This window comes from Streptococcus sp. 116-D4 (genome assembly GCF_009731465.1).
Taxonomy (GTDB): Bacteria; Bacillota; Bacilli; order Lactobacillales; family Streptococcaceae; genus Streptococcus; species Streptococcus pseudopneumoniae_E.
Genome location: NZ_AP021887.1, coordinates 1,812,223 through 1,834,444 on the forward strand (window position 1 = coordinate 1,812,223; position 22,222 = coordinate 1,834,444).

Annotated in this window: 23 protein-coding genes and 1 pseudogene; 4 read left to right on the forward strand and 20 right to left on the reverse strand. The window is 40.1% G+C overall.

Going from position 1 to position 22,222, the window contains the following annotated elements; translation table 11 throughout:
• Window positions 1-159 precede the first annotated feature (159 nt).
• The 10 genes and pseudogenes from UKS_RS09070 to UKS_RS09120 all read right to left on the reverse strand — a co-directional run bounded on the left by UKS_RS09070 (window position 160) and on the right by UKS_RS09120 (window position 7,785).
• Window positions 160-672 carry an HdeD family acid-resistance protein gene (locus tag UKS_RS09070; protein WP_000036821.1) on the reverse strand — a complete coding sequence of 171 codons (513 nt, stop codon included), beginning with the start codon at window positions 670-672 and terminating at the stop codon, window positions 160-162.
• Entirely contained in the window at window positions 672-1,298 is a 627-nt protein-coding gene (locus UKS_RS09075) for a TetR/AcrR family transcriptional regulator (RefSeq protein ID WP_001224323.1), read from the reverse strand. Before UKS_RS09075 ends, UKS_RS09070 begins: the two co-directional genes overlap by 1 nt.
• Before the next feature lie 143 nt (window positions 1,299-1,441).
• Window positions 1,442-2,668, reverse strand: coding sequence for an MFS transporter (locus tag UKS_RS09080; protein ID WP_004254988.1), 1,227 nt, complete (start codon window positions 2,666-2,668; stop codon window positions 1,442-1,444).
• Between the two features lie 71 nt (window positions 2,669-2,739).
• Window positions 2,740-3,404: pseudogene (locus UKS_RS09085) on the reverse strand (CPBP family intramembrane glutamic endopeptidase).
• Between the two features lie 66 nt (window positions 3,405-3,470).
• Window positions 3,471-3,659: a peptide pheromone VP1 gene (locus UKS_RS09090; protein WP_049495454.1), complete on the reverse strand. Its 189-nt coding sequence runs from the start codon at window positions 3,657-3,659 to the stop codon at window positions 3,471-3,473.
• Between the two features lie 282 nt (window positions 3,660-3,941).
• Window positions 3,942-4,805 carry an XRE/MutR family transcriptional regulator gene (locus UKS_RS09095; protein WP_156012838.1) on the reverse strand — a complete coding sequence of 288 codons (864 nt, stop codon included), beginning with the start codon at window positions 4,803-4,805 and terminating at the stop codon, window positions 3,942-3,944.
• A 106-nt stretch (window positions 4,806-4,911) separates the two neighbouring features.
• On the reverse strand, window positions 4,912-5,922 hold the full coding sequence (gene tsaD / locus UKS_RS09100; RefSeq protein ID WP_156012840.1) for a tRNA (adenosine(37)-N6)-threonylcarbamoyltransferase complex transferase subunit TsaD: 1,011 nt from the start codon (window positions 5,920-5,922) through the stop codon (window positions 4,912-4,914).
• Complete coding sequence (gene rimI, locus UKS_RS09105) at window positions 5,912-6,349, reverse strand: ribosomal protein S18-alanine N-acetyltransferase (protein ID WP_156012842.1); 438 nt, start codon at window positions 6,347-6,349, stop codon at window positions 5,912-5,914. Before rimI ends, tsaD begins: the two co-directional genes overlap by 11 nt.
• Window positions 6,346-7,029 carry a tRNA (adenosine(37)-N6)-threonylcarbamoyltransferase complex dimerization subunit type 1 TsaB gene (tsaB, locus tag UKS_RS09110; protein ID WP_156012845.1) on the reverse strand — a complete coding sequence of 228 codons (684 nt, stop codon included), beginning with the start codon at window positions 7,027-7,029 and terminating at the stop codon, window positions 6,346-6,348. The genes rimI and tsaB overlap by 4 nt, the downstream gene beginning before the upstream one ends.
• Before the next feature lie 540 nt (window positions 7,030-7,569).
• Window positions 7,570-7,785, reverse strand: a complete 216-nt coding sequence (locus UKS_RS09120) for a hypothetical protein (protein ID WP_049495446.1) — start codon at window positions 7,783-7,785, stop codon at window positions 7,570-7,572.
• 279 nt (window positions 7,786-8,064) lie between these two features.
• On the opposite strand from UKS_RS09120, the gene UKS_RS09125 reads away from it, so the two are divergent.
• Both UKS_RS09125 and rnjA read left to right on the forward strand, forming a co-directional pair.
• Window positions 8,065-8,298, forward strand: coding sequence for a DNA-dependent RNA polymerase subunit epsilon (locus tag UKS_RS09125; RefSeq protein ID WP_050111935.1), 234 nt, complete (start codon window positions 8,065-8,067; stop codon window positions 8,296-8,298).
• 1 nt (window position 8,299) lies between these two features.
• Window positions 8,300-9,979 carry a ribonuclease J1 gene (gene rnjA, locus UKS_RS09130; protein ID WP_156012849.1) on the forward strand — a complete coding sequence of 560 codons (1,680 nt, stop codon included), beginning with the start codon at window positions 8,300-8,302 and terminating at the stop codon, window positions 9,977-9,979.
• Window positions 9,980-10,167: 188 nt separating this feature from the next.
• On the opposite strand, the gene mnmG is transcribed toward rnjA, so the two are convergent.
• The 10 genes from mnmG to UKS_RS09175 all read right to left on the reverse strand — a co-directional run bounded on the left by mnmG (window position 10,168) and on the right by UKS_RS09175 (window position 20,418).
• A complete protein-coding gene (mnmG, locus tag UKS_RS09135; protein WP_156012850.1) occupies window positions 10,168-12,081 on the reverse strand; it encodes a tRNA uridine-5-carboxymethylaminomethyl(34) synthesis enzyme MnmG in 1,914 nt (637 codons plus the stop codon).
• A gap of 9 nt (window positions 12,082-12,090) precedes the next feature.
• Entirely contained in the window at window positions 12,091-12,546 is a 456-nt protein-coding gene (locus tag UKS_RS09140; RefSeq protein WP_173020484.1) for an NUDIX hydrolase, read from the reverse strand.
• A gap of 140 nt (window positions 12,547-12,686) precedes the next feature.
• Window positions 12,687-13,808 (reverse strand): tRNA 2-thiouridine(34) synthase MnmA, encoded by a 1,122-nt coding sequence (gene mnmA, locus UKS_RS09145; RefSeq protein WP_156012855.1) that lies wholly within the window; start codon window positions 13,806-13,808, stop codon window positions 12,687-12,689.
• Window positions 13,809-14,128: 320 nt separating this feature from the next.
• The gene (locus UKS_RS09900; RefSeq protein ID WP_156012857.1) at window positions 14,129-14,335 is read right to left on the reverse strand and encodes a hypothetical protein; all 207 of its coding nucleotides are present in this window, start codon (window positions 14,333-14,335) and stop codon (window positions 14,129-14,131) included.
• A gap of 500 nt (window positions 14,336-14,835) precedes the next feature.
• Window positions 14,836-15,465, reverse strand: a complete 630-nt coding sequence (locus UKS_RS09155; protein ID WP_156012859.1) for an ABC transporter ATP-binding protein — start codon at window positions 15,463-15,465, stop codon at window positions 14,836-14,838.
• The gene (locus UKS_RS09160; protein WP_156012861.1) at window positions 15,462-17,570 is read right to left on the reverse strand and encodes a bacteriocin-associated integral membrane family protein; all 2,109 of its coding nucleotides are present in this window, start codon (window positions 17,568-17,570) and stop codon (window positions 15,462-15,464) included. Before UKS_RS09160 ends, UKS_RS09155 begins: the two co-directional genes overlap by 4 nt.
• A 49-nt stretch (window positions 17,571-17,619) precedes the next feature.
• Window positions 17,620-17,775: a hypothetical protein gene (locus UKS_RS09735; protein WP_173020485.1), complete on the reverse strand. Its 156-nt coding sequence runs from the start codon at window positions 17,773-17,775 to the stop codon at window positions 17,620-17,622.
• Between the two features lie 80 nt (window positions 17,776-17,855).
• Window positions 17,856-18,443: a hypothetical protein gene (locus UKS_RS09165; RefSeq protein ID WP_156012863.1), complete on the reverse strand. Its 588-nt coding sequence runs from the start codon at window positions 18,441-18,443 to the stop codon at window positions 17,856-17,858.
• 329 nt (window positions 18,444-18,772) lie between these two features.
• Entirely contained in the window at window positions 18,773-19,579 is an 807-nt protein-coding gene (locus tag UKS_RS09170; RefSeq protein WP_232049743.1) for an XRE family transcriptional regulator, read from the reverse strand.
• Window positions 19,580-19,767: 188 nt separating this feature from the next.
• Window positions 19,768-20,418 carry a LysM peptidoglycan-binding domain-containing protein gene (locus UKS_RS09175; RefSeq protein WP_156012865.1) on the reverse strand — a complete coding sequence of 217 codons (651 nt, stop codon included), beginning with the start codon at window positions 20,416-20,418 and terminating at the stop codon, window positions 19,768-19,770.
• A gap of 241 nt (window positions 20,419-20,659) precedes the next feature.
• Here UKS_RS09175 and sdaAB point away from each other — a divergent pair, with 241 nt between their 5' ends.
• Window positions 20,660-21,331: an L-serine ammonia-lyase, iron-sulfur-dependent subunit beta gene (gene sdaAB, locus UKS_RS09180; RefSeq protein ID WP_117304543.1), complete on the forward strand. Its 672-nt coding sequence runs from the start codon at window positions 20,660-20,662 to the stop codon at window positions 21,329-21,331.
• An 8-nt stretch (window positions 21,332-21,339) separates the two neighbouring features.
• Window positions 21,340-22,212, forward strand: coding sequence for an L-serine ammonia-lyase, iron-sulfur-dependent, subunit alpha (gene sdaAA / locus UKS_RS09185; RefSeq protein ID WP_000500041.1), 873 nt, complete (start codon window positions 21,340-21,342; stop codon window positions 22,210-22,212).
• Window positions 22,213-22,222: the final 10 nt, after the last annotated feature.

Here is a 22,222-nt window from a genome sequence, read left to right on the forward strand (position 1 = left end):
TTGTTTTGAGGTTGCAGATAGAAGCTGACGCAGTTTGAAGAGATTTTCGAAGAGTATAAGTAGGCTGAAAAGGCTCCAGCCATAGCATGGACTATTATAACACATTCAGGAAAGAGAAAAAAGTCTGCTGATTGTAATCAGACAGACTCCATTTTATTCTTATTTAATCTTGAAGAATTGAACAATTGCCACAATACCTTGATAAATAAAGACAAAGGCAATGGTGTAACTAATATAGAGACCGGTCATCAATGGGTGTCCCATCATGATTAAACCTGCTACGATTCCTAAAATCCCCATCCAAACTAGAGGGGTACCTACCGATTTATCCGTCTTACGAACCTTGAAACCAACGATAGTTTTTGTAATACCATTTGTCAAGGCCCATAAAGAAATGATAAATGGTACAAATGTTACCATTTCAATAAAGCTACCTGAGAACAAGGTAAGAGCGAGGATGAGGGTAACAATTCCTCCAAATAAATTCCAGCCATGCTTTTCTTCTGATTTGAAGTATTGTACAATCTCAGAAATCCCTTGAACTGCAAATACAAGTGCAAACCAGAAAGTCATGGAAGCCAAGCTAATAAGAGGATGTGCAAACATATTAAAACCTACAAAAACTGCAAAAATACCCGCAATTAGTAACAACCATTTCCAAATTTTCGACATTATTTTTCTCCTTTTTTAGAGGAATCTTCCTCTAGTATTCCATAAATCATCATATCCAAAACCTGTGATAATTGATGTTCATATCCTGAAACCAAGTCAGGCAAACTGCTATCTGACGAAACAGTTAAATAATAGGAACGAAACATATCCTGAATCAATCGCAGATAGTCCATAGCTCGTTTCTCATCAATATGCTCTTTCAGTTTGGATTCTGATATAAGTTTTTGACAAACTTGTTCATTCAAGTCCAAAAAGATAGCTTTCTGTGGTGCAATGTCTGCTTCCAATTCTTCTGGTGTCGCAATCATTGCCTCAAAGAAAATGTGGCTATGTTCTGGGTATTGCTGATAAAATTGGTGACGTCTTTCCATATAATCAGCTAAGGAGGGCACTTGACCTTCCACCCCCAGAAACACTGCCAAAGCTTTCTCAAAACTCTCCTGAAAACAAGTTAGATAGAGGTCTGATTTCCCTGAAAAATTATGATACAAAACTCCTTTGGAAATACCATCCACTTTACAAAGTTCATTGATGACAAAACCTTGATAGCCTTTTGTAGCAAATTCAAACAAAGCAGCGGTAATGATTTTCTCTCTTCGTAGTCTTGTTTTTTCTTCTTTTCTCATGTATTTATCTCTACATTTTTTAATTATAAACCGATTGGTCTGAAATGTCAAGCAACTTTCTCAAAAATTTAACAGTCTGCTGATTGTAGCCATCATAAACAGACTGGAATCCAGTCTCAAACATATAATATACACATTCTTCGCTAAATGTTTTCACGGATATTCAAGAGTATGATAAAGGCAGCTAGAAGAAATAGCAATAAAACAAAGCTAACTGCCAGAGTTCCAAAGCTAGTAGCAATGGTTACCAAAGCTATTGTAAATAAGCTAGGTAAAACAACTGTAATGGCACCGATAGAGGATTGAACTGCTCCCATTGACTCCTCAGGTATTTGTTTAAAAATGAGTTCCTGTAATCGAGGAGAGAGGATACCTGCGAAAAAGGCATCCAAGGCACTAAAGATAAGAATCCAGTCAAAACGAACTGCCACAAAGCCAACTAAAAGGAGTAATTGGATAATAAGCGAGGCATATAGGGCTAGTTTTATGGAGATTGTATTCTTCAGATAGCCACTCACAAGGCTTCCGACAATAAGGGCTGACAATTCAAGGGTGGATAACAAGGCAAGAGATTGACCTGTTTGTAAATTCAAAAAGGGCTGATTCCTCAAAAACAGAGTAGAAACAGGAACTGTAACATTTATCACTGCTTGACTAATAGAGATAATAAACAAAACCAAGAGCACCTTATTCATATTCCATATCAATTTTGATGATTGGAGCAGATGCTGGCAAAAGGATTTTACAGAGAGTCCTTCTTGATAGCTAATCGTTTTTTCTACTTTCAAGAGGTCTGTTTTTATGAAAAGAATACCTAAAAATGCGATTAAAAAGGTCAGAGCATTCAGTAAGGAAATAGACTGGATAGATAGAATACCTAGTAAGACTCCTCCTAGAATATTACTGATTGTTTTCACTAAACTAACAGTTGACTGTTTAAATCCAATAGCTTCTGCCAGATGGTCTTGCCCAATAATTCTAATGAAAATCGGAGTGAGCATGGCGCCTGAAAAATAACTCAATGTGTCAGATAAGAGGTTAATCAGACAAATAAATGCTACTAATAACAAGGAAAAGGACTGCCCTGAAAGTGATAAAGAAACGATAGAGTAAAGCAAAAATTTTGCAAAACTAATCATTGTATATTTTAGGACACGATGATGTTGAAAATCCGCCAAAACTCCCAGAAAGATTTGCAGAACTTGAGGAAGGGTTTCTGAAATCGTGATCAGTAAAATCGCCAAAGGGGCAAAAGATGCATCTGCCACATAATTCAAAAAGGCCAGATAAAAAATCGTATCCCCAACCGTTGAAATCCACTGGTTGATGGTTAATTGCCTAAAATTTCTATTTTGAAGAAATACTTTCATCACAACTCCTTTTTAAATTCAAATGGGAATCTTTCCCCAAGGATAGACCGCGATACTACTAACAACCAAAATTACAGTAACATCAAAATCTGACCAATACCATTGTATACTATATGCAGTCCAATAGGCCAATAAATTGACTTTGTCATTCTAAATAAGACTGCAAATATAAGACCTCCACCCATATAGAAGACAAAGTCTGTCAAGACCCAACCGTGATTACTAATGTGCGAGACCCCAAATAAAACAGCGGAACCAAGTACATCTAGCCCCCATTTCTTTCCTTTTTCCAGAGCAGTCATCACTAATCCACGATAAATCATGTCTTCAAAAATGGGACCTGCAATCACAGGATAAAAAAATACATCAAAAATGCCGTAGCTCCTGTAAAAGTAGGAGCAGCATGTTGATAAGAAATTTCATTTCGAGTAGGTGGGAAAAGAAAAAAGGTGACAAAATTCCAAGCAACAAAAGCAAGCAGAGCTAGGAAGGAATAGAAAAGATAGGATCTTTTAAACTTTCTATTGTTGATTTTCTGCCATTTCCCCGACCAAATCATAACAATAAGAGCAAATAAAACCACAAGAAAATTCAACATCATATCCGACAGATAATAGGTAAAGTCAGATAGACCAAGAGCAAAGTCGCTAGATAAAACCAGACCACTGAACTTCTGGTCAGCAATAACTAGTAGAGCAGCTATAATAAAGTAGTAGCGTGAGATTATCTTTTTCATCCTATTTTCTCCTATATTACGAAATAAAGAAAGCCCTAACCCAAACAAAGGCAAGGGCTTTAAATATCAATGACGACGATTAACAGTGGAAGAATCATGGTTAAAATATTTCTTCCAGAAATTAGTGATTGACCAAGGTGCTCCTAAGCCTACTCCAATTCCACCGCCTGGGTTAACCACAGTGTTGCCTCCTCTAACATCTTGCAACTCAGCTTCTGTCAATTCCATCGTTTCTGCAAATTGTAAATTTAACATCTTCTACACTCCTTCAATTATTTTTTATAAACCACTTCTGCGACCTAGGATTTGCTTCAAATGTTTTACAAGGACAGTATAACACGGAAATTGGCTTATTTTAGAAAATCGCATATTTGATATTTTTTCTTATAGAAATTTCAGATTTGCGATTTTGGTAGATTTGATTATTTCCCTGGTATAATAAAGTTATTACTAATGAAGAGGGAAGTAATATGAAGAAACAAGTTTTAACATTATTGACGATCGTTGCTGATATTATTATCTTTTTCCCATTTCTAACTAATCGATAAGCTCTTTGTATTGCTGCAAACGCAATTCAAAAAGGGCTGTCAATTGTGGATTTTCTAATACTTGCAGAGATTGGATAAAGTGTTCAATCTCTTTTTGATTGCTTCCTTTGGTTTGAAGAAAAATACTCATTTTCTTTAAAAATTGCCATGATACTTTCTCAAAAACATCGTACGGGCGGATCATACTCTCCAACTCGGCTTCAAAGATTGGGATGTAGGAGAAAAGTTTTCGCTCCATGAGCTCTGATAAGATATTTAAGAGTCCTTGCTTCATATACAATCGATTGTGTACTAACTCTTTAAATTCTTTAGATTTCTCAATTAAAGCGGTTGATAAAAAGATTAGGTCTTGATTGCTCAGAAAGGGCATGGTATTACAAAAGAGATAGAGTTCAAACCAGGTCCAAGACTCAATAGCATAGAGGTAGTTAGTCAAAAACTCACTATCCTCCTCTGCTAGCGGATAGTTTTTATCTAAGGAATGGAGTGCGTTTTTAATCACAATAGCATTCAAACGACGATAGGTCTGCGCCATCTGTTCTTGCTCGACTTCCTCCAACAGTTGCTCTAAACCAGCAATATCTTGATGGGCAAAGCGATCCACAACCCTTCTACCAATTCGCATATGTGGAGATTCTTGATAGTTGTTGAGCTTGTGCCCAAACTCATCAAAATTCATATTGATTCCTTGGATGGCTAATATGAGCTTATCCGCAGACAGCATAGACTGTCCTAGTTCAAACTTGGACAACTGAGAGGCTGTTAATCCAGCACATGCTACATCTGACTGCTTGAGCTTTCTAGCCAAGCGCAATTCCTTGTAAAATTCTCCCAATTCCATTCTCTCAATCATCTCACCACCTCCTATTTTTTATATAGTATATCATCATTTTTATAGCTTTGTCAAAATATTCTGACATTTAAGCGAGCAAAAAAGCCAGCCTTAAGCCGACTCCATTTTATTCCATCGTATCAAAAGCAAGACTTGGTTTGGCATTGAGATCCAAGTTTGCAAAGTTTTCTTTATTCCACTCGCTGACGCTGGCATAGGCAATCATACCTGCATTGTCTCCGCAAAGACGCAGAGGTGGAATGATAACCTTGACGTCAGTGATTTCGGCTGCTAGGCGTTCTCTGAGACCTTTATTGGCTGCCACACCACCTGCCACAACTAGGGTTTTAACAGGATATTTCTCCAAAGCCTTCTTAGTTTTTGCCATAAGAATATCCAAGACAGCTGCTTGGAAGGAAGCACACAAATCTTCTGTAGACAGGCTTTCTCCCTTTTGCTCGGCATTGTGATGAAGATTGATAAAGGCTGACTTCAAACCAGAGAATGAAAACTCCAGATTATCTTCCTTAATCATGGCACGGGGGAAATCATAAATATCCTGCCCCTGATGAGCCAGCTCGTCAATCTCACGACCTGCAGGATAGGTCAAGCCCATGACACGACCGACCTTGTCATAAGCCTCACCAACCGCGTCATCTCGCGTTTCCCCAACAATCTTGTAATCACCAGCCTCCGAAACATAAACCAACTCTGTGTGTCCACCGCTGACCAAGAGGGCTAGCAAGGGAAACTCCAAAGGCTCCACACTCTGAGCTGCCATGAGGTGACCAGCCATGTGGTTAACAGGAATCAGCGGAAGTCCATGAGCCCAAGCAAAGGTCTTGGCAGCTGACAAGCCAACTAGCAAGGCTCCGACTAAGCCCGGTCCATAGGTAACCGCAACAGCTGTCACGTCCTCTTCCGTAATCCCTGCTTCTGCCAATGCCTCCTCGATACAGGCTGTAATGACCTCGACATGGTGACGACTAGCTACTTCAGGCACTACGCCCCCAAAACGTTTATGGCTCTCAATTTGACTAGCAATGACATTGGACAAGAGCTCATCGTCGTTTTTCAAGACGGCGACACTAGTCTCATCACAGGATGTCTCGAATGCTAAAATATATCTATCCTTCATCTATTTCTCTCTTCATAATAATGGCGTCCTCAACTGGGTCATGGTAGTAGGCCTTTCGCTCAGCGATGACTGCCATTTTTTCTTTCTTGTAAAATGCTTGCGCTCGTTGATTTGACTGTCTGACTTCGAGAAAAATTTCCTTGTCTATCGGTAATTGAGCAAACAAGGCTGACGCAATTCCCTGACCCTGATAGGCTTCTTTGACAGCAATTTGCAGGACTTCTGCCTCAAAAAGATTCTCCTGAACAGCTAGAAAGCCAATCACTTCTGCCCCCTCATAAGCCAGAACATACCAAGTCTGGTCTTGGGACAGGTCTGCTTGGATTTGTTCCAGCGTCCAAGGACTGACTGGGTAAGCAGCTATCATAACAGCGTAGATGGCTTGAGCCAGATCAGGTTGCTGTTTGATTCGTTTGATTTCTATCATAAGCGTTTAATGTAAGATTCGCCAGATTCGGTGTGATTCTTGAGCCAGTTTTCCTCAGCTTCGACACGTTTGAGGTAATTTGGCACAAAATCATGCAAGGAGTCTGCTTCCTTGTCCCAAGCCCAAAGAGCTAGATTAGCTGCATTTGGCAAGGTTTCTTTATAATTAGTCCTTGGCAAGTGTTCTTGAATCTGCTCCACAAAGGGGGCAACTTCTCCGACAAAGGTTACCTGACTAGCACCTTTGACTTTTTCTAGCACCTCTTCAAAAGATAGGTGCGCTTCTGGCATGACAGGTTTAGCATTTTCATAAAATCCTGCATAAACATTGTTGCGACGCGCATCCATCAAAGGAACGAACAAGCCTTCTTGTTGATATGGCACCAGAGCCAAGAGGCTAGACATACCAACTAACTCAATGTTCAGAGTATGAGTCAAGGTCTTGGCAGTGGCTACCGCGATTCGCAAGCCTGTGTAGCTACCTGGCCCTTCCGCCACCACGATTCGGTCCAAATCCTTGGGCGTCCAGTCCAAACTCTCCATCAAAAAATCAATGGCTGGCATGAGGGTAATACTGTGATTTTTCTTAATATTAATCGTCGTCTCGGCAAGAACCTGCTTGTCCTCTAAAATAGCGAGAGAAAGAGCCTTGCTGGACGTATCAAAAGCTAATACTTTCATAACACATTCCTATCTTTTTGTCTGCTTACTATTATACTACAAAAGCTGGCGCATGGGAATTTTCTTTATCCTTAAACAAAAATGCCTATACTTAAACAAAAAATAATTCGCAAATAAAATTCAAAAAAATACTCACTCTTCCTTTTCTTTTCCGAATATAAAAGTGAACAAGAAAATTGAAAGGATCTCCGTAAAAAGTTTGGATAAGTCATGCTAGATAAAAGACACATTTTTAGAAAGATAAATTTTATTATCTTGATCTCTTACAGTTTGCTCAGCATTCTCAATGATTTAAATATTACTACTATCCCTTTACCAATTGATTTATCTGTTTGTATTGTTTTATTTTTATGCTTCAACTCTATTTTTGAACAGAAGAATGATTACCATAAAACTAATAAGCTCTGAAAATACCATTATCATGTCATTTCTAAAAAATACAAAAACCACCTCATCTGGATAAATGGGGTGGACTTTTCGTGTCGTAAATCTATTATCTTCTTATCTCCAAACAAAAAAGCCCTAGCATGAGCAGGGCATCTAAGCATTTAATCCAAAGTAAAATACAAACCAAACGACATAGGTTACAAGGAGGAGAAAAAGCGAGTAGAGAGTCACAAAGGTCATTTTCCACAAGAACTTGGTTTGTCGTCGTTCCAGTTTGGCAAATAGAAGATTCCCTCCATAAACGCAAGCAACAAAAACAATAAAAGCTACCAAGCGAGCTCCAATAGCAAAAGCAAATAAGTTATACATAGGGCAACCTCCTTGACTTAAAATCTATATGGAATGATGACAAATAATAAATTTCACTTCCATTATCAATATAACACATTTTCTTTATTTTTGCAAGCGCTTACCAAAATAATCGTCCCCTGACTTTCTCGTTTCCGTCTTTTACTAATCTTTCATTTTGTGGTATAATTGAAATAATTGTAACGAATCAAGGTCAATCTAGACACAAAATGGAATGAAATCAAGCAAATCTCTGCTAAAAGTTTGGAATAAGCTGACCTGTAAATAGAAAGGAACTATATGATTTACAAAGTTTTTTATCAAGAAACAAAAGAACGTAGCCCACGTCGTGAAACAACACGCGCGCTTTACTTAGAAATCGATGCCAGCTCAGAACTTGAGGGTCGTATCGCTGCTCGCCAACTTGTCGAAGAAAATCGCCCAGAGTACAATATCGAGTATATCGAACTCTTGTCTGACAAATTGCTAGATTACGAAAAAGAAACTGGCGCCTTCGAAATCACGGAGTTCTAATATGGCCTATACTCTTAAACCTGAAGAAGTTGGCGTTTTTGCCATCGGTGGTCTGGGAGAAATCGGGAAAAACACATACGGAATTGAATACCAAGACGAGATTATTATCGTCGATGCTGGGATTAAATTCCCAGAAGATGACTTGCTTGGTATCGACTATGTCATTCCTGATTACTCTTACATCGTGGACAATATCGACCGCGTCAAGGCTGTTTTGATTACGCACGGACACGAGGACCACATCGGTGGGATTCCATTCCTGCTCAAGCAAGCAAATGTCCCGATCTACGCCGGACCGCTTGCCCTGGCTTTGATCCGTGGGAAACTCGAAGAACACGGCCTCTTGCGCAACGCAAAACTTTACGAAATCAACCACAATACTGAGTTGACCTTTAAAAACCTCAAGGCAACTTTCTTTAGAACGACTCACTCTATTCCAGAACCTTTGGGAATTGTCATCCATACTCCTCAAGGGAAAATCGTTTGTACGGGTGACTTTAAGTTCGACTTTACACCAGTGGGTGAACCAGCAGACTTGCACCGTATGGCAGCCCTAGGCGAAGAAGGCGTGCTCTGCCTTCTGTCTGACTCAACAAATGCAGAAGTGCCAACCTTTACCAACTCTGAAAAGGTTGTCGGCCAGTCCATCATGAAGATTATCCAAGGTATCGAGGGACGTATCATCTTTGCATCCTTCGCCTCAAATATCTTCCGTCTCCAACAAGCAACAGAAGCTGCTGTTAAGACTGGACGTAAGATTGCGGTCTTTGGTCGTTCTATGGAAAAGGCCATTGTCAACGGAATCGATCTTGGCTACATCAAAGCTCCTAAGGGAACCTTTATCGAGCCAAATGAAATCAAAGACTACCCTGCTGGTGAGATTCTGATCCTCTGTACAGGTAGTCAGGGCGAGCCCATGGCAGCCCTCTCTCGTATCGCCAACGGAACCCACCGTCAGGTGCAACTCCAACCAGGTGATACCGTTATCTTCTCTTCAAGTCCAATCCCTGGAAATACGACTAGCGTCAATAAGCTGATTAACATCATTTCAGAAGCTGGTGTCGAAGTTATTCACGGTAAGGTTAACAATATCCATACATCTGGACACGGTGGCCAGCAAGAGCAAAAACTCATGCTCCGCTTGATCAAGCCAAAATACTTCATGCCTGTCCACGGTGAATACCGTATGCAAAAAGTCCACGCTGGACTAGCTGTGGATACTGGTGTTGAAAAGGACAATATCTTTATCATGAGTAATGGTGATGTGCTTGCCCTCACTGCTGACTCAGCTCGTATAGCAGGTCATTTCAACGCCCAAGATATCTATGTCGACGGAAATCGTATCGGTGAAATCGGCGCTGCTGTCCTCAAAGATCGTCGCGATCTATCTGAAGACGGTGTCGTTCTGGCAGTCGCAACTGTTGACTTCAAGTCTCAGATGATTCTGTCTGGCCCAGACATCCTCAGCCGAGGCTTTGTCTACATGAGAGAGTCTGGCGACTTGATTCGCCAAAGCCAGCGCATCCTCTTCAATGCCATTCGTATCGCACTGAAAAACAAGGATGCTAGCATCCAATCTGTCAATGGTGCCATTGTCAACGCTATTCGCCCCTTCCTTTATGAAAATACAGAACGTGAACCGATCATCATCCCGATGATCCTCACACCAGATGAAGAATAATACTCTTCGAAAATCAAATTCAAACCACGTCAGCTTCGCCTTGCCGTATATATGTTACTGACTTCGTCAGTTCTATCTACAACCTCAAAGCAGTGCTTTGAGCAACCTACGGCTAGCTTCCTAGTTTGCTCTTTGATTTTCATTGAGTACAAGTCAACAAAACAGCCCCGTTTTCGGAGCTGTTTTTTCTATGCTTTCTTTTCTTGATTTTTTGAAATGCTTCGATTTTTACCTTCCAGATACACCATAAGAATGGAGATATCTGCTGGGTTTACTCCCGAAATACGGCTGGCTTGGCCAATGGTTTCTGGATTGATGAGTTTGAACTTCTGGCGAGCTTCTGTCGCAATGGAATCAATGTCATCCCAGTCGATGTTGGCTGGAATCCGTTTTTCTTCCATGCGTTTCATCTTGGCAACCTGATCCATGGCTTTAGAAATATAGCCTTCGTACTTGATTTCTGTTTCAATCAGTTCGATAATCTTGTCATCCAAGTCCTCTGCTGCTGGTCCGATGAAGGCTACCACATCTTGGTAAGAAACTTCTGGACGGCGAAGGAATTCCTTGGCTGTCACTGCATCGGTCAAGGGTTTGAAGCCCATCTCCTCAACCTTGGCATTGGTTTCCTTGACTGGCTTAAGTTTGATACTATCTAGGCGCTTCATCTCATTTTCAAATTGATTTTTCTTGATTTCAAAACGAGCCCAGCGTTCATCGTCCACAAGCCCAATCTCACGCCCCATCTCTGTCAAACGCATATCGGCATTGTCATGACGGAGAATGAGACGGTATTCAGCACGACTGGTCAAGAGACGGTAGGGTTCAATGGTTCCCTTGGTCACCAAGTCATCAATCATGACCCCGATATAACCATCACTGCGCTTCAAAATCAATTCAGGCTTATCTTGGATTTTCAGAGCCGCATTGATACCCGCGATAATCCCTTGCCCAGCAGCCTCTTCGTAACCTGATGTTCCATTTGTTTGACCAGCAGTGAAAAGACCTGAGATTTTCTTGGTTTCCAGAGTCGCACGCAATTGGTGAGGCAAGACCATGTCATATTCAATAGCATAACCTGTCCGCATCATTTCAGCATTTTCCAAACCTTTAATGGAATGAACCAGCTCACGCTGGACATCCTCAGGTAGACTGGTTGAAAGTCCTTGAACATAAACTTCCTCAGTATTGCGCCCTTCTGGCTCGAGGAAAAGTTGGTGACGTTCCTTGTCCGCAAAGCGCACAATCTTGTCCTCAATCGATGGACAGTAACGAGGTCCCACTCCCTTAACCACACCTGTAAACATTGGCGCACGGTGGAGGTTGTTTTGGATAATCTCATGGCTGGTACCATTGGTATAGGTCAACCAGCACGGTACTTGGTCTTTAACATAGTCCTCATCACGTGAAGTGTATGAGAAGTGATTTGGCGCTTCGTCTCCTGGCTGAATCTCTGTCACATCGTAGTTGATAGAGGAAGCCTTGACACGTGGAGGCGTCCCTGTCTTGAAACGACCGATTTCGAGGCCCAATTCCTTGAGATTATCAGCTAGGTTAATAGAAGCCAGGCTGTGGTTAGGACCTGACGAGTACTTGAGGTCTCCGATGATAATTTCTCCACGGAGGGCTGTCCCTGTCGTCACGATAACGGCCTTGGCAGCATACTCTTGATGAGTCGCAGTACGCACACCAACTACCTTGCCATCTTCTACTAAAATCTCATCAATCATGGTCTGGCGAAGGATGAGATTTTCTTGATTTTCAACCGTTTTGCGCATTTCCTTAGAGTAAAGCTCCTTATCAGCCTGCGCACGAAGGGCACGGACAGCTGGCCCCTTCCCTGTGTTAAGCATCTTCATCTGGATGTAAGTCTTGTCAATGGTTTTGGCCATCTCGCCACCGAGGGCATCAACTTCACGCACAACAATCCCTTTGGCAGAACCACCGATAGAGGGGTTACAAGGCATGAAAGCCAGCATTTCAATGTTGATAGTCGCAAGTAAGACCTTACAACCCATACGGCTAGCGGCTAGGGATGCTTCTACCCCAGCGTGTCCCGCACCAATTACAATAATATCGTATTCTTCAGTAAAATGATAAGTCATATTTCTCTCCTATTCCTCAAGATGAATGTGTTTTAGTCGGCCGTCCCATTCTGATAGGGCTGTTTTTAAAAAGGTTGGAACTAGCTGGATACCCTCAAGCTTGTCTATGTCAATCCATTCACAGGGCTGCCTTTTCTCATCTTCCTGCATGATCAATGGGGCATCTTCAAGCAAATCTACCAGATAATGAAACTCGATATTGTGATAGGAAACACCGTCCTGTTCAAAACGATTTTCAACCACAAAAGCTAGTTGCAAAGCCTCAGCTTTGACACCCAGTTCTTCCTTCACTTCACGGACTACTGCGTCTTCCGTTCTTTCATTGACTTGAATCGCACCGCCAATGGTGTAATACATACCCTTATCTTTGGTAACTAGAAGCTTGCGGTTTTGAAGAACCAAAGCTGTCGCCCGAACACCAAAAACCGTATTTCCTACTTTTGTCCGAAAGTCTTGCTGAGTCATTCTTGTCCTTTCCCTTAAACGACACAAAAACAGTCAAAACTCCAAAGAAGTGCAGGACAAAAAAGCCTGCAACATCCATGAGCTTTGACCATCATTTCTATTGCTTTTATTATTGTAGCAAATTGAGAAAATTTGTCAATCTAAATGTACTGACAAACTTGTCCATCGCGGTAGGCATTGTCAATCAAACCACCACCTAGACACTCTTCCCCGTCGTAAAAGACAACTGCCTGACCTGGTGTGATGGCGCGTTGCGGTTCTGCAAAGATAACCTCTGCCTTGTCTCCTTTGACATGGACGGTCACCTTAGAGTCAGGTTGACGATAGCGGAATTTAGCCGTGCATTCTAGCGTAAACTCCTCTGGCATGTCACGAGTAAAGTGGACTTGACTAGCTTCTAGGCTGGTTGACATGAGCGAGTCATGGTAGAATCCTTGTCCGACATAGAGGATATTTTGGCTCAAATCTTTTCCGACAACGAACCACGGTGCATTGTCACCACCGTGTTGCCCACCGATACCGAGTCCGCCACGCTGACCGATTGTATAGTACATAAGACCTGCATGCTCTCCCATATCGCGACCATCCACTGTCATCATGCGACCAAGCTGAGCTGGCAGGTAATTGCTGAGGAAGTTTTTAAAGTTCTTTTCTCCGATAAAGCAAATCCCTGTCGAGTCTTTCTTCTTAGCAGTCGCAAGGCCTGCTTCTTCTGCTAGTTTTCGAACTTCAGGCTTTTCCAAATGTCCTAGTGGGAACATGGTTTTTTGAAGTTGTTCTTGCGAAAGTTGGCTGAGGAAATAGGTTTGGTCCTTGCCATTGTCCACGCCACGAAGCATGTGAACAATGCCATCCTCATCACGCGCCACTCGGGCATAATGCCCAGTCGCTACATAGTCTGCCCCCAAGGTCATGGCATAGTCCAAAAAGGCCTTGAACTTGATTTCCTTGTTGCACATAACATCTGGATTTGGCGTGCGTCCTGCACGGTATTCTGCTAGGAAATACTCGAAAACGCGGTCCCAGTACTCTTTTTCAAAGTTGACAGAGTAGTAGGGAATGCCGATCTGGTCTGCCACCGCAGCCACATCCTTGTAATCTTCGGTCGCCGTACAGACGCCGTTTTCATCTGTGTCATCCCAGTTCTTCATGAAGATACCGATCACATCATAGCCCTGCTCCTTGAGAAGAAGAGCCGTCACCGACGAATCAACACCACCACTCATTCCCACAACAACACGTGTTTTAGAGTTATCACTCATGATAGTTCTCCCATCTATTCGTTTATTTATACCCCTCAAAATTCTATTTACTATGACTTTCAACAGAATTTCTTTGAGTATAGTCATTTCGTTTGCTTTTAGTACTAGGCAACGAGTCGCAGGCATAACTTGAGTTAGGCAAGACGAGTTAACGACGTAATAAAAGATAAACGAAATGACTAGTTCACGATTGAAGGTCGTGTGTGCTTACGATTGAAGGTCGCTTGAGCAGTATTCATTATAACACGCTTGGTTAGAGAAGACAAGAAAGAGGCTGTCAATCGACCAACCTCTGTTTTTAGACACAGTTCAAATCCAAACTATTCTTTATAGAAAAAAGTCCTATAAATTCGAGCAATAGTTAAAATACAAACAAATATAATTCCCAAAATAGATAATACTATTTTTACAAAACTCATTTCCGAACCTATGACATATATATGAAAAAGAGGGGCTAGTCCTACACATATATACAATAGATAATTTATAAAGTTTATTTCACCTAATCCTGCAAAAAAATGTTTCATTGAACTATTTTCCTTTTACTCCATTAAATCAGTTTTATTTTAGAGTATCACAAATCAATCAATCCTTCAACAAAATCCATTGTTGAAATGCTGTTCTAAACCATTGATAGCTCAGATTTCCCAGAATAGAGCTGTCCTAACTATCGAACAGATTAAATCCATAAATATCCATGAAATTCTACGTTTAGGATTACCATAAAATAAATATTTTCGGGCTATTCTAAGTCTTTACTGCTTAAAATTTTACGTTCTGAAGGTTTCTAAAGCTAGAATAGCATAAAAATCACGAAAACTGAACTATTCGAAGCTTCAGAGTCATACGATTTCCATAGAAAATATCTTTTTAGTACGTGTGGTTAGTAGGTGATTTTAGGGAATCTCCCAAAAACAACCGATTTCCTATTTTTATCAATCCAAAAATGTTGATAAATGAGTGTTTTAAAATTAAATTTTAAAGGTGTCCTTAAATTTAAAGATTTTTGATAAGATTTCTATATTTTTTACAATTCAATGATACGATGACATTGTTGGGCTACATAAGCATCGTGGGTCACGATAATGACTGTTTTCCCCTCGCTGTTCATCTCTAAGAGAAACTTCAATACCAAATCTCTATTTTCAGGATCCAGCGAACCTGTCGGCTCATCGGCTAAAATCAGCTGGCTGGGTTTTAAGATGGCTCTAGCAACTGCAATTCGTTGTTGTTCGCCCCCAGACAACTCGGAGACCTTTTGATGCAAAGTAGCTGACAAACCTACTCTCTCTAAAATCTCTTCCACCTTTTTGAGCTTGTCTTTCTTGGACAATTTCACATATTTCAGCGCCAGCATGAGATTGTACTCGACCGTTTCATCATCAATCAAGGCAAAATTTTGAAATAGATAAGAGATATGTTCACGGATTATTGTTTGCGACTTGGCAGAATTGACAGGTACATTTTCCTGACCAAAAATCTCATACCGTCCGCTATATTCACCATCTATCAAACCTAATAAATTTAACAAGGTCGACTTACCACTACCACTCTTGCCAACAATGGCTACCAAATCCCCCTGATCAATCCTGAGAGACAAGTTATCCAAAATCACTTTTCCCCCAATGGTTTTCGTAATATTTTTCAACTTTATCATAAGATGCCCCCTTTCAATAACTCTACTAGACTTCTTTTCTCCATCCTAGAAGCCAAGCCTAGCACAAATAGTATATCCAAACATGTAAAACCTGCAAAAAGTAGGAGTGGCAAGAGCGCATGGGCAAAGAAAATCAAGACTAGAAGAGGCAGACTATAGCCCAGCAAGAGCAGAACGAGGAGAGGACGGTAGCGATCGACCAGTTTCCACCCCATAAACTTCTTGGTAATGATATCCCTGCGCTTCAATAAGAAAGTTGTTACTAGTAAGAAGTAGGAAATCATCATGCTAAGGAGACCAAACAAAGCAAAGAGTAGGTTAAAATTCCGAACAGCATCTCGATAAGAATCCACTTTCTCTTGTTGAATGGCTTGAATAGATGAAAATTTTAAATAATTTCCATCTGACAATTTCTCAACTAACTCTGTAATCTCTTTTTGATGTTGAACCGTATTTTCAATTTTAATCGGATTATTTAAGCCAGTTGTTGACAGGGAGGCTTTCTCATCCCACATCATATCAGAATCATTGACCAAGCTAATAATTGGATTGGAGAGATTTTTCTTTCGCTTATCACTATATGGGAAAAATGACCAATCTCCTTCATAATAGGCAATCTCGACATCCATCTCCTCTATCGTTCGTTTTTGCTGCTCTTCATACTTCATCGAATGAAAGGCAATTAACTTCCCCAAGAGCTGATTTTTATCTTCTTCACCTTTCGTACTTGCTGGCATCAAAATAACTTTTTTAATACCGGTATCTGGTAGCTTGAATCCCTTGCTCTTTAGAAAATTGCGATTGGCATAGTAAACATCTACCTCATCAGGCAGTTGGTAGTGCTGCACTTGTTCTGCTTTGATGACTGGTTTGATAGGAAGACTCGCACTTCGCACATAATTTACTTGTATTTTTGCTAGCAAATCTTGATAAATTTGGTAAAAATAATCTGTAGATTTTCCTGAACCGGCTAGCTCTTCTTGCCACAGGTTATCATTAAGTTGGAAGGTTTCTAAGGTCAGGTAATTTCCTTGGCTTACCCACTGTTGCTGATAAGCAAGTTCCTTGTTTTCTTGTTCTAGACTTCTGCCCACCCCAATCAATAAGGCCATCAGTAAAATAGTGGTTCCAATTTTCATCACATAATTGAAGATTAGACCAAATTTGAAAGATGAAAAACCTTTCAGCAGAGAGCTGATTGTCATTTTTTGGATTAAGAGGTAAGTCAACCAACTGATAAAGAGATAAAGCTGCAACAGCAAAAAATGAGACAACCACAGCATAGGAAACAAATCTTTTGGCTTATAATCAAGCAAGAAAAACACGCCTAGATTGATCACAAGAGCCCCACCTAGGAGGAGGTAGAGGTTGCCTTTAACAACATCAGCTAAAACAGCCCTATCTTGAAAACCAAGTAATTTTTGTACCCCAACTCTTTTCATCTCCATCATTGGCTGATAAACTGTTACTAACACAAGAAGTAAAATAGCCAAGACAAAGACAATGGCAGACAAAAGCAAATCTCGATTTATGACTTCCACTGCACTTTTGTAGGTCGGCTCTAGCAAGGTCGTCTGGTCTATCTTGAAAAAATCGCTCCATTTCTGTACAATCCTATCCTTGTCCATCTCTTGTGTAGAAGTTATCGTATAGCGACCATCTAAACTACGAGATGTATCCTTGATATAAGTTTGAAAAGTCATAAGCTGAATAGGCTTGGCTTTTAGAAAAGTCGGAATCGTACCAAGTTTATTGGAAATTTCTTTATTACTGTAGACTCCTTCACCATCTGTGGTAAAATCAAGAGAAGAAATCCCAAACTCTTGGTAGGGGAAGGTATCTTTATCAAAAACACCAGACTTGATCACCTCATCACCACTGTCTGTTTTGATGATGGAGACCTTGTACTCCTTTGATACATCCTCAAAAAATCGAAGAACAGACGCTGCAGGTTCGTTAATATCTTTCAAATACAAATCCAAAGAATCTACAGTCTTTCCCATTTCCCGAATCCGAACCGTTTCACGTGTGAAGTTTACATTAAAAACAAAAAAAGTGGTACACAGCAACAGCAGAAACATACAAAGATGACTGATTTTTTTCATAGAGATACCTCCCGTGAAGAGACGAAAGTGAGCTAGGTACAATTGCTTTTTATTTTTTACTAGATTTTAAGTAGGTGTAAATAAATCCTGCACTTATAGCCAGAGTTATCCACCATTTAAAATCAATATGCAAAAATGAAAAGATTACAAAACTGGTGATTAGCGAGGCTAAAATATAAACAATGATTAAAATTTTATTTTTCATAGAAATTTCCTTTCTGAATGGATTCTAGTATATACAGCTTATTTGCAAAGTTTACAATAAGCTGTTAGGGCAATTGGCTATCAGAATGTTCTTTTATCTGTCAATAATCCTAAAAAATCTTGTCGTTTCAAGTCTGAGAAATGTTTGATGGAAAGACTTCCTTTTTGAAGTCCATCATCTCTAACCTGTAAATAATAGCTATGTTGGTTTGTTTTGATTGTCAAAAAATCGCCAAATACAAAAGCTCTTTTCCAGTTGCGAATCTCAAATTCTTTCATCTCTGATTTTGGAATGCGGATAAGTCCTTGCCGCAAATCGCGATGATGCTCATTTGTGAAAGTCATCCCATTTCCAAGATCTCTTATCAGTAGTTCATCTGGAGTTATCATCACTAGTGCTATTTTAGTTAAGAGAATTTCAACTGTTGGTGGTAAAATCGCTAGATTAAACCAAGGGTGTAAGTAGCGATAAGCTAAGAAATAGTGAGGCCCCTCACCCAATCCTAGTTGTTTATATAAGGTCTTGACCTCACTGTCTAATCTCGATTCAAAAGACACATCCGAATGCGCTTCTTCCTTCTTCTGATTAAAATAACGCATCCAGACTAGGAAAGCTATAAAGACTATGCTAAATATTCCTGATAAGATATATTTTAAATTGTAGTCCATTACTTAACCTCCTGATTCACGCCTCTGCCTAAAACAGAGGCCTATTTATTTTGAAAATAGTTCCATCATAACTTTAAATAAGACTGGTAAGATTGTATCAAGCTAGAATTCTTTCTTATCTAGCTACATCATAATTCTCGACTAAATACAAAGTTAAGGGCACTGAATTTGTCAACGCTTACATGCCCCCGTTTCACCTCTATTATAAATCAACATATATAAACTGTCAAGCGATTTAAGCAATGATATAAATATTTTTAAAAAGAAGAATTATAGTTATATTTTACACATAAAAAAGATAGCTTCTGCTATCCTTATATATTCTCTGACTACTTATCGATCAGATATTGTTCTACCTTGAGTGCCATGACTTCATTATTTTCAATTAGATAAAGCACCTTAGCTTTCATATAATAGTCCTTAGCAACAGAGAGATCAAGATCTTCTGTTACATTTCCCAACAAACAATATAAATCTGCTAACCTAAAGCTACTATGATATTTGTTACAAAATTCAATTATCTCCAATAATAGGGCTCTGGACTTATCCATCTCCTCCTGTTTCCAAAGGTGGTAACAATAATTGTATTTTATTTTGATATACAACTCAATTTGTTCACGCACATTGGTATCGATTTTTGAAAGAGCTACGGAAACCTGATCATATAGTTGTTCAAATTTCTCCTTATCCTCATCATAGCCTAAGAAAATCAGCAGGGTATTCAAAATATACAAATAATCCACTTTATCAATACTAATCCTACTGAGGATGTCCTCTATTTTTGAAATAGCTAGTTTTAATTGATGTTCACATTGATAGGTTAGAATGGCATCTATCCAGTCCAGATAAATCTTTTCATCAAAAGATAAAGAAGTCTGTTGCTTTCTTTCTCCCTCAAAAGCATATTTCAAAGAGGCATAATCTTGATTTTCCAACAATGTTTCAGACAATCTCTTGAAAGCAGACAAGCTTAGAAACTCTTTCGAAATTTCTCCTGAAAAGAAATAGTCCATATTTAATCCCATTTTTTCAGATAATTTATATAACAAATCTGCTCCTGGCATATATTTGCCTTGTTCCATGCGACTATCTGAGTTTGTTGGCAAATTCCTTCTGCCAACTCTTTTTGCGACCATCCCAGCTCTTTTCGCTTATTTTTTAATCTCGTTGCTAATAATGCATGCATGCTAACCACCACTATTTATATTCTATAAAAACATTATACTACTTTTTTGAGAAGATTATGTCATATAGTCTACAAAGAGTGAACAGGATTCTAAAAAGGAAAGAAAAAAGAGCTATTCAAAGCTCTTTCCCCTATTTCTTAATACCAGCCGTTGTTAAGCCAGAAGTTTTTAGCGGCTGACCATGAACCGTAACGTCCTGCAACGTAGGCATCTGCTACACGTTCTTGGTTTTCAGCTGAGTAGTCACCATTCAAGTATGAATCTGTCAATTGGTAACGTCCGATGTAACGGCCATTTGTAGCTGTATAGCTACCACCTGATTCTTTTTGTGCAATCCATTCTTTAGCTTCTGCTTCAGATCCGCTTACAGTTGCAGCTGGTGCTGAAGTTTCTGCTGCAGCAACAGTTGCTTCTTCTACAGGAGCGCTTGCAACTGGTGTTGCTTCTTCCACTACTTCTGTAGTTTCTGCTACTGGAGCTGAAACAGTTTCATCTTGAGCAGCTGGTGCTGCATAAGTAGATGGAGCTGGTGTTGCAACAGGCGCTACAGGACCATCAATAGCCAACTCTTGACCAACATAAATCAAATGAATGTTGTCGATGTGATTGTTTTCTGCTAATTTCTCAACAGTTGTGTTGTGAGTTTCAGCGATTTCTGAAAGTGTATCACCTTCTTTAACAGTGTAAGTTGATGATTCTTGAGCAGATACAAATGATGGAGCAAATACTGCAAACAAGGCAGCTACTCCTGCAAGAGTTGTTTTAATCTTTTTAGTTGTTGTTTTCATATTTGAAAATTCTCCTTCTTTCTATAGTTCTATCATACTCTTTGAATATTACCGTTTCTTAACGCCTTTATGTAGAAATATTACAAAATTATTTTTTATTTCCCTAAATAAGGTATTTTTTGTCATAAAAGATACTATTTTTATGCTACTTGAGGTATTAGAAAGGTTTTCATCCACAATTAAAGTCAAGACCTTTATTCTTTGATATAATAGAGATAAGAATTTTTGTAAGGGGAAACTGATGAAATCACTTCGTTTTCAATCTGTCTTTGATATCATCGGACCAGTTATGATTGGCCCATCTAGTAGTCATACCGCTGGCGCTGTTCGTATTGGGAAGATTGTCTCTTCCATTTTTGATGATACTCCGACAGAAGTCGAATTCCAACTATTTAACTCATTTGCCAAGACCTATCGTGGTCACGGGACAGACCTAGCCCTTGTTGCAGGTATTTTGGGCATGGATACAGATGATCCTGAAATCCCAAACAGCCTGGAAATTGCCCACAAGCGTGGTATCAAGATTGTCTGGACCATTCAAAAAGACAGCAATGCTCCTCATCCAAACACCACTAAAATTACCGTCAAAAATGCCCACAAGACCATCAGTGTAACTGGTATTTCTATCGGTGGAGGAAATATTCAGGTCACCGAACTCAATGGCTTTGCCGTCTCTCTCAGTATGAATACACCGACTATCATCATTGTTCATCAAGATATTCCAGGCATGATTGCCCTCGTAACAGAGGCCCTTTCCCGCTATGGTATCAATATCGCTCAGATGAATGTTACTCGTGAAAAAGCTGGTGAAAAAGCTATTATGATTATCGAAGTTGACAGTCGCAACTGTGATGAGGCTATCGAAGAAATTCGAAAAATCCCTCATCTCCACAATGTCAATTTCTTTAAATAGGAGGAAGCATGTTTTATTCTATCAAAGAATTGGTCGAGCAAGCAGATCTAGACTTTCAAGGAAATGTCGCAGAACTCATGATTACAACAGAGTTTGAATTGACCGGTCGCGAACGTGAAGAAGTCTTCCTTCTCATGGAACGTAATCTGGAAGTCATGAAAGCCTCTGTCCAACTTGGCCTCAATGAAAATAAATCTCGTAGTGGCCTGACAGGTGGAGATGCTGCCAAATTGGATCACTACATTAAAAACGGAAAAACTCTGTCAGATTACACGATTCTCTCTGCTGCCCGAAATGCCATTGCAGTCAATGAACACAATGCCAAAATGGGCTTGGTTTGTGCCACTCCGACCGCAGGAAGTGCTGGCTGTCTGCCTTCCGTTCTCACTGCTGCTATTGAAAAATTAGACCTCAGTCACGAGCAACAGCTGGATTTCCTCTTTGCTGCTGGTGCCTTTGGACTAGTCATCGCAAACAATGCCTCTATCTCAGGTGCTGAGGGTGGTTGCCAGGCTGAGGTTGGTTCGGCCTCTGCTATGAGTGCTGCCGCCTTGACTCTAGCTGCAGGTGGAACACCTTATCAAGCCAGTCAAGCTATTGCCTTTGTCATTAAAAATATGCTAGGCCTCATCTGTGACCCTGTGGCAGGATTGGTCGAAGTTCCCTGCGTCAAGCGCAATGCCATGGGAGCTAGCTTTGCTTTCATCGCAGCAGACATGGCCTTGGCAGGTATCGAATCTAAAATCCCTGTGGATGAAGTTATCGATGCCATGTACCAAGTAGGAGCAAGCATGCCAACTGCCTTTCGTGAAACAGCTGAAGGTGGACTAGCTGCTACTCCTACTGGTCGTCGCCTCCAAAAAGAAATTTTCGGAGAATAACTTATCAAAA

What these genes read in the sequence shown, in the direction of transcription:
- UKS_RS09070 (WP_000036821.1), bottom strand. Translation starts at nt 672, where the DNA reads ATGTCGAAAATTTGGAAATGGTTGTTACTAATTGCGGGTATTTTTGCA.
- UKS_RS09075 (WP_001224323.1), bottom strand. Translation starts at nt 1,298, where the DNA reads ATGAGAAAAGAAGAAAAAACAAGACTACGAAGAGAGAAAATCATTACC.
- UKS_RS09080 (WP_004254988.1), bottom strand. Translation starts at nt 2,668, where the DNA reads ATGAAAGTATTTCTTCAAAATAGAAATTTTAGGCAATTAACCATCAAC.
- UKS_RS09090 (WP_049495454.1), bottom strand. Translation starts at nt 3,659, where the DNA reads ATGTTAAATTTACAATTTGCAGAAACGATGGAATTGACAGAAGCTGAG.
- UKS_RS09095 (WP_156012838.1), bottom strand. Translation starts at nt 4,805, where the DNA reads ATGATTGAGAGAATGGAATTGGGAGAATTTTACAAGGAATTGCGCTTG.
- tsaD (WP_156012840.1), bottom strand. Translation starts at nt 5,922, where the DNA reads ATGAAGGATAGATATATTTTAGCATTCGAGACATCCTGTGATGAGACT.
- rimI (WP_156012842.1), bottom strand. Translation starts at nt 6,349, where the DNA reads ATGATAGAAATCAAACGAATCAAACAGCAACCTGATCTGGCTCAAGCC.
- tsaB (WP_156012845.1), bottom strand. Translation starts at nt 7,029, where the DNA reads ATGAAAGTATTAGCTTTTGATACGTCCAGCAAGGCTCTTTCTCTCGCT.
- UKS_RS09120 (WP_049495446.1), bottom strand. Translation starts at nt 7,785, where the DNA reads ATGTATAACTTATTTGCTTTTGCTATTGGAGCTCGCTTGGTAGCTTTT.
- UKS_RS09125 (WP_050111935.1), top strand. Translation starts at nt 8,065, where the DNA reads ATGATTTACAAAGTTTTTTATCAAGAAACAAAAGAACGTAGCCCACGT.
- rnjA (WP_156012849.1), top strand. Translation starts at nt 8,300, where the DNA reads ATGGCCTATACTCTTAAACCTGAAGAAGTTGGCGTTTTTGCCATCGGT.
- mnmG (WP_156012850.1), bottom strand. Translation starts at nt 12,081, where the DNA reads ATGACTTATCATTTTACTGAAGAATACGATATTATTGTAATTGGTGCG.
- UKS_RS09140 (WP_173020484.1), bottom strand. Translation starts at nt 12,546, where the DNA reads ATGACTCAGCAAGACTTTCGGACAAAAGTAGGAAATACGGTTTTTGGT.
- mnmA (WP_156012855.1), bottom strand. Translation starts at nt 13,808, where the DNA reads ATGAGTGATAACTCTAAAACACGTGTTGTTGTGGGAATGAGTGGTGGT.
- UKS_RS09900 (WP_156012857.1), bottom strand. Translation starts at nt 14,335, where the DNA reads ATGAAACATTTTTTTGCAGGATTAGGTGAAATAAACTTTATAAATTAT.
- UKS_RS09155 (WP_156012859.1), bottom strand. Translation starts at nt 15,465, where the DNA reads ATGATAAAGTTGAAAAATATTACGAAAACCATTGGGGGAAAAGTGATT.
- UKS_RS09160 (WP_156012861.1), bottom strand. Translation starts at nt 17,570, where the DNA reads ATGAAAAAAATCAGTCATCTTTGTATGTTTCTGCTGTTGCTGTGTACC.
- UKS_RS09735 (WP_173020485.1), bottom strand. Translation starts at nt 17,775, where the DNA reads ATGAAAAATAAAATTTTAATCATTGTTTATATTTTAGCCTCGCTAATC.
- UKS_RS09165 (WP_156012863.1), bottom strand. Translation starts at nt 18,443, where the DNA reads ATGGACTACAATTTAAAATATATCTTATCAGGAATATTTAGCATAGTC.
- UKS_RS09170 (WP_232049743.1), bottom strand. Translation starts at nt 19,579, where the DNA reads ATGGTCGCAAAAAGAGTTGGCAGAAGGAATTTGCCAACAAACTCAGAT.
- UKS_RS09175 (WP_156012865.1), bottom strand. Translation starts at nt 20,418, where the DNA reads ATGAAAACAACAACTAAAAAGATTAAAACAACTCTTGCAGGAGTAGCT.
- sdaAB (WP_117304543.1), top strand. Translation starts at nt 20,660, where the DNA reads ATGAAATCACTTCGTTTTCAATCTGTCTTTGATATCATCGGACCAGTT.
- sdaAA (WP_000500041.1), top strand. Translation starts at nt 21,340, where the DNA reads ATGTTTTATTCTATCAAAGAATTGGTCGAGCAAGCAGATCTAGACTTT.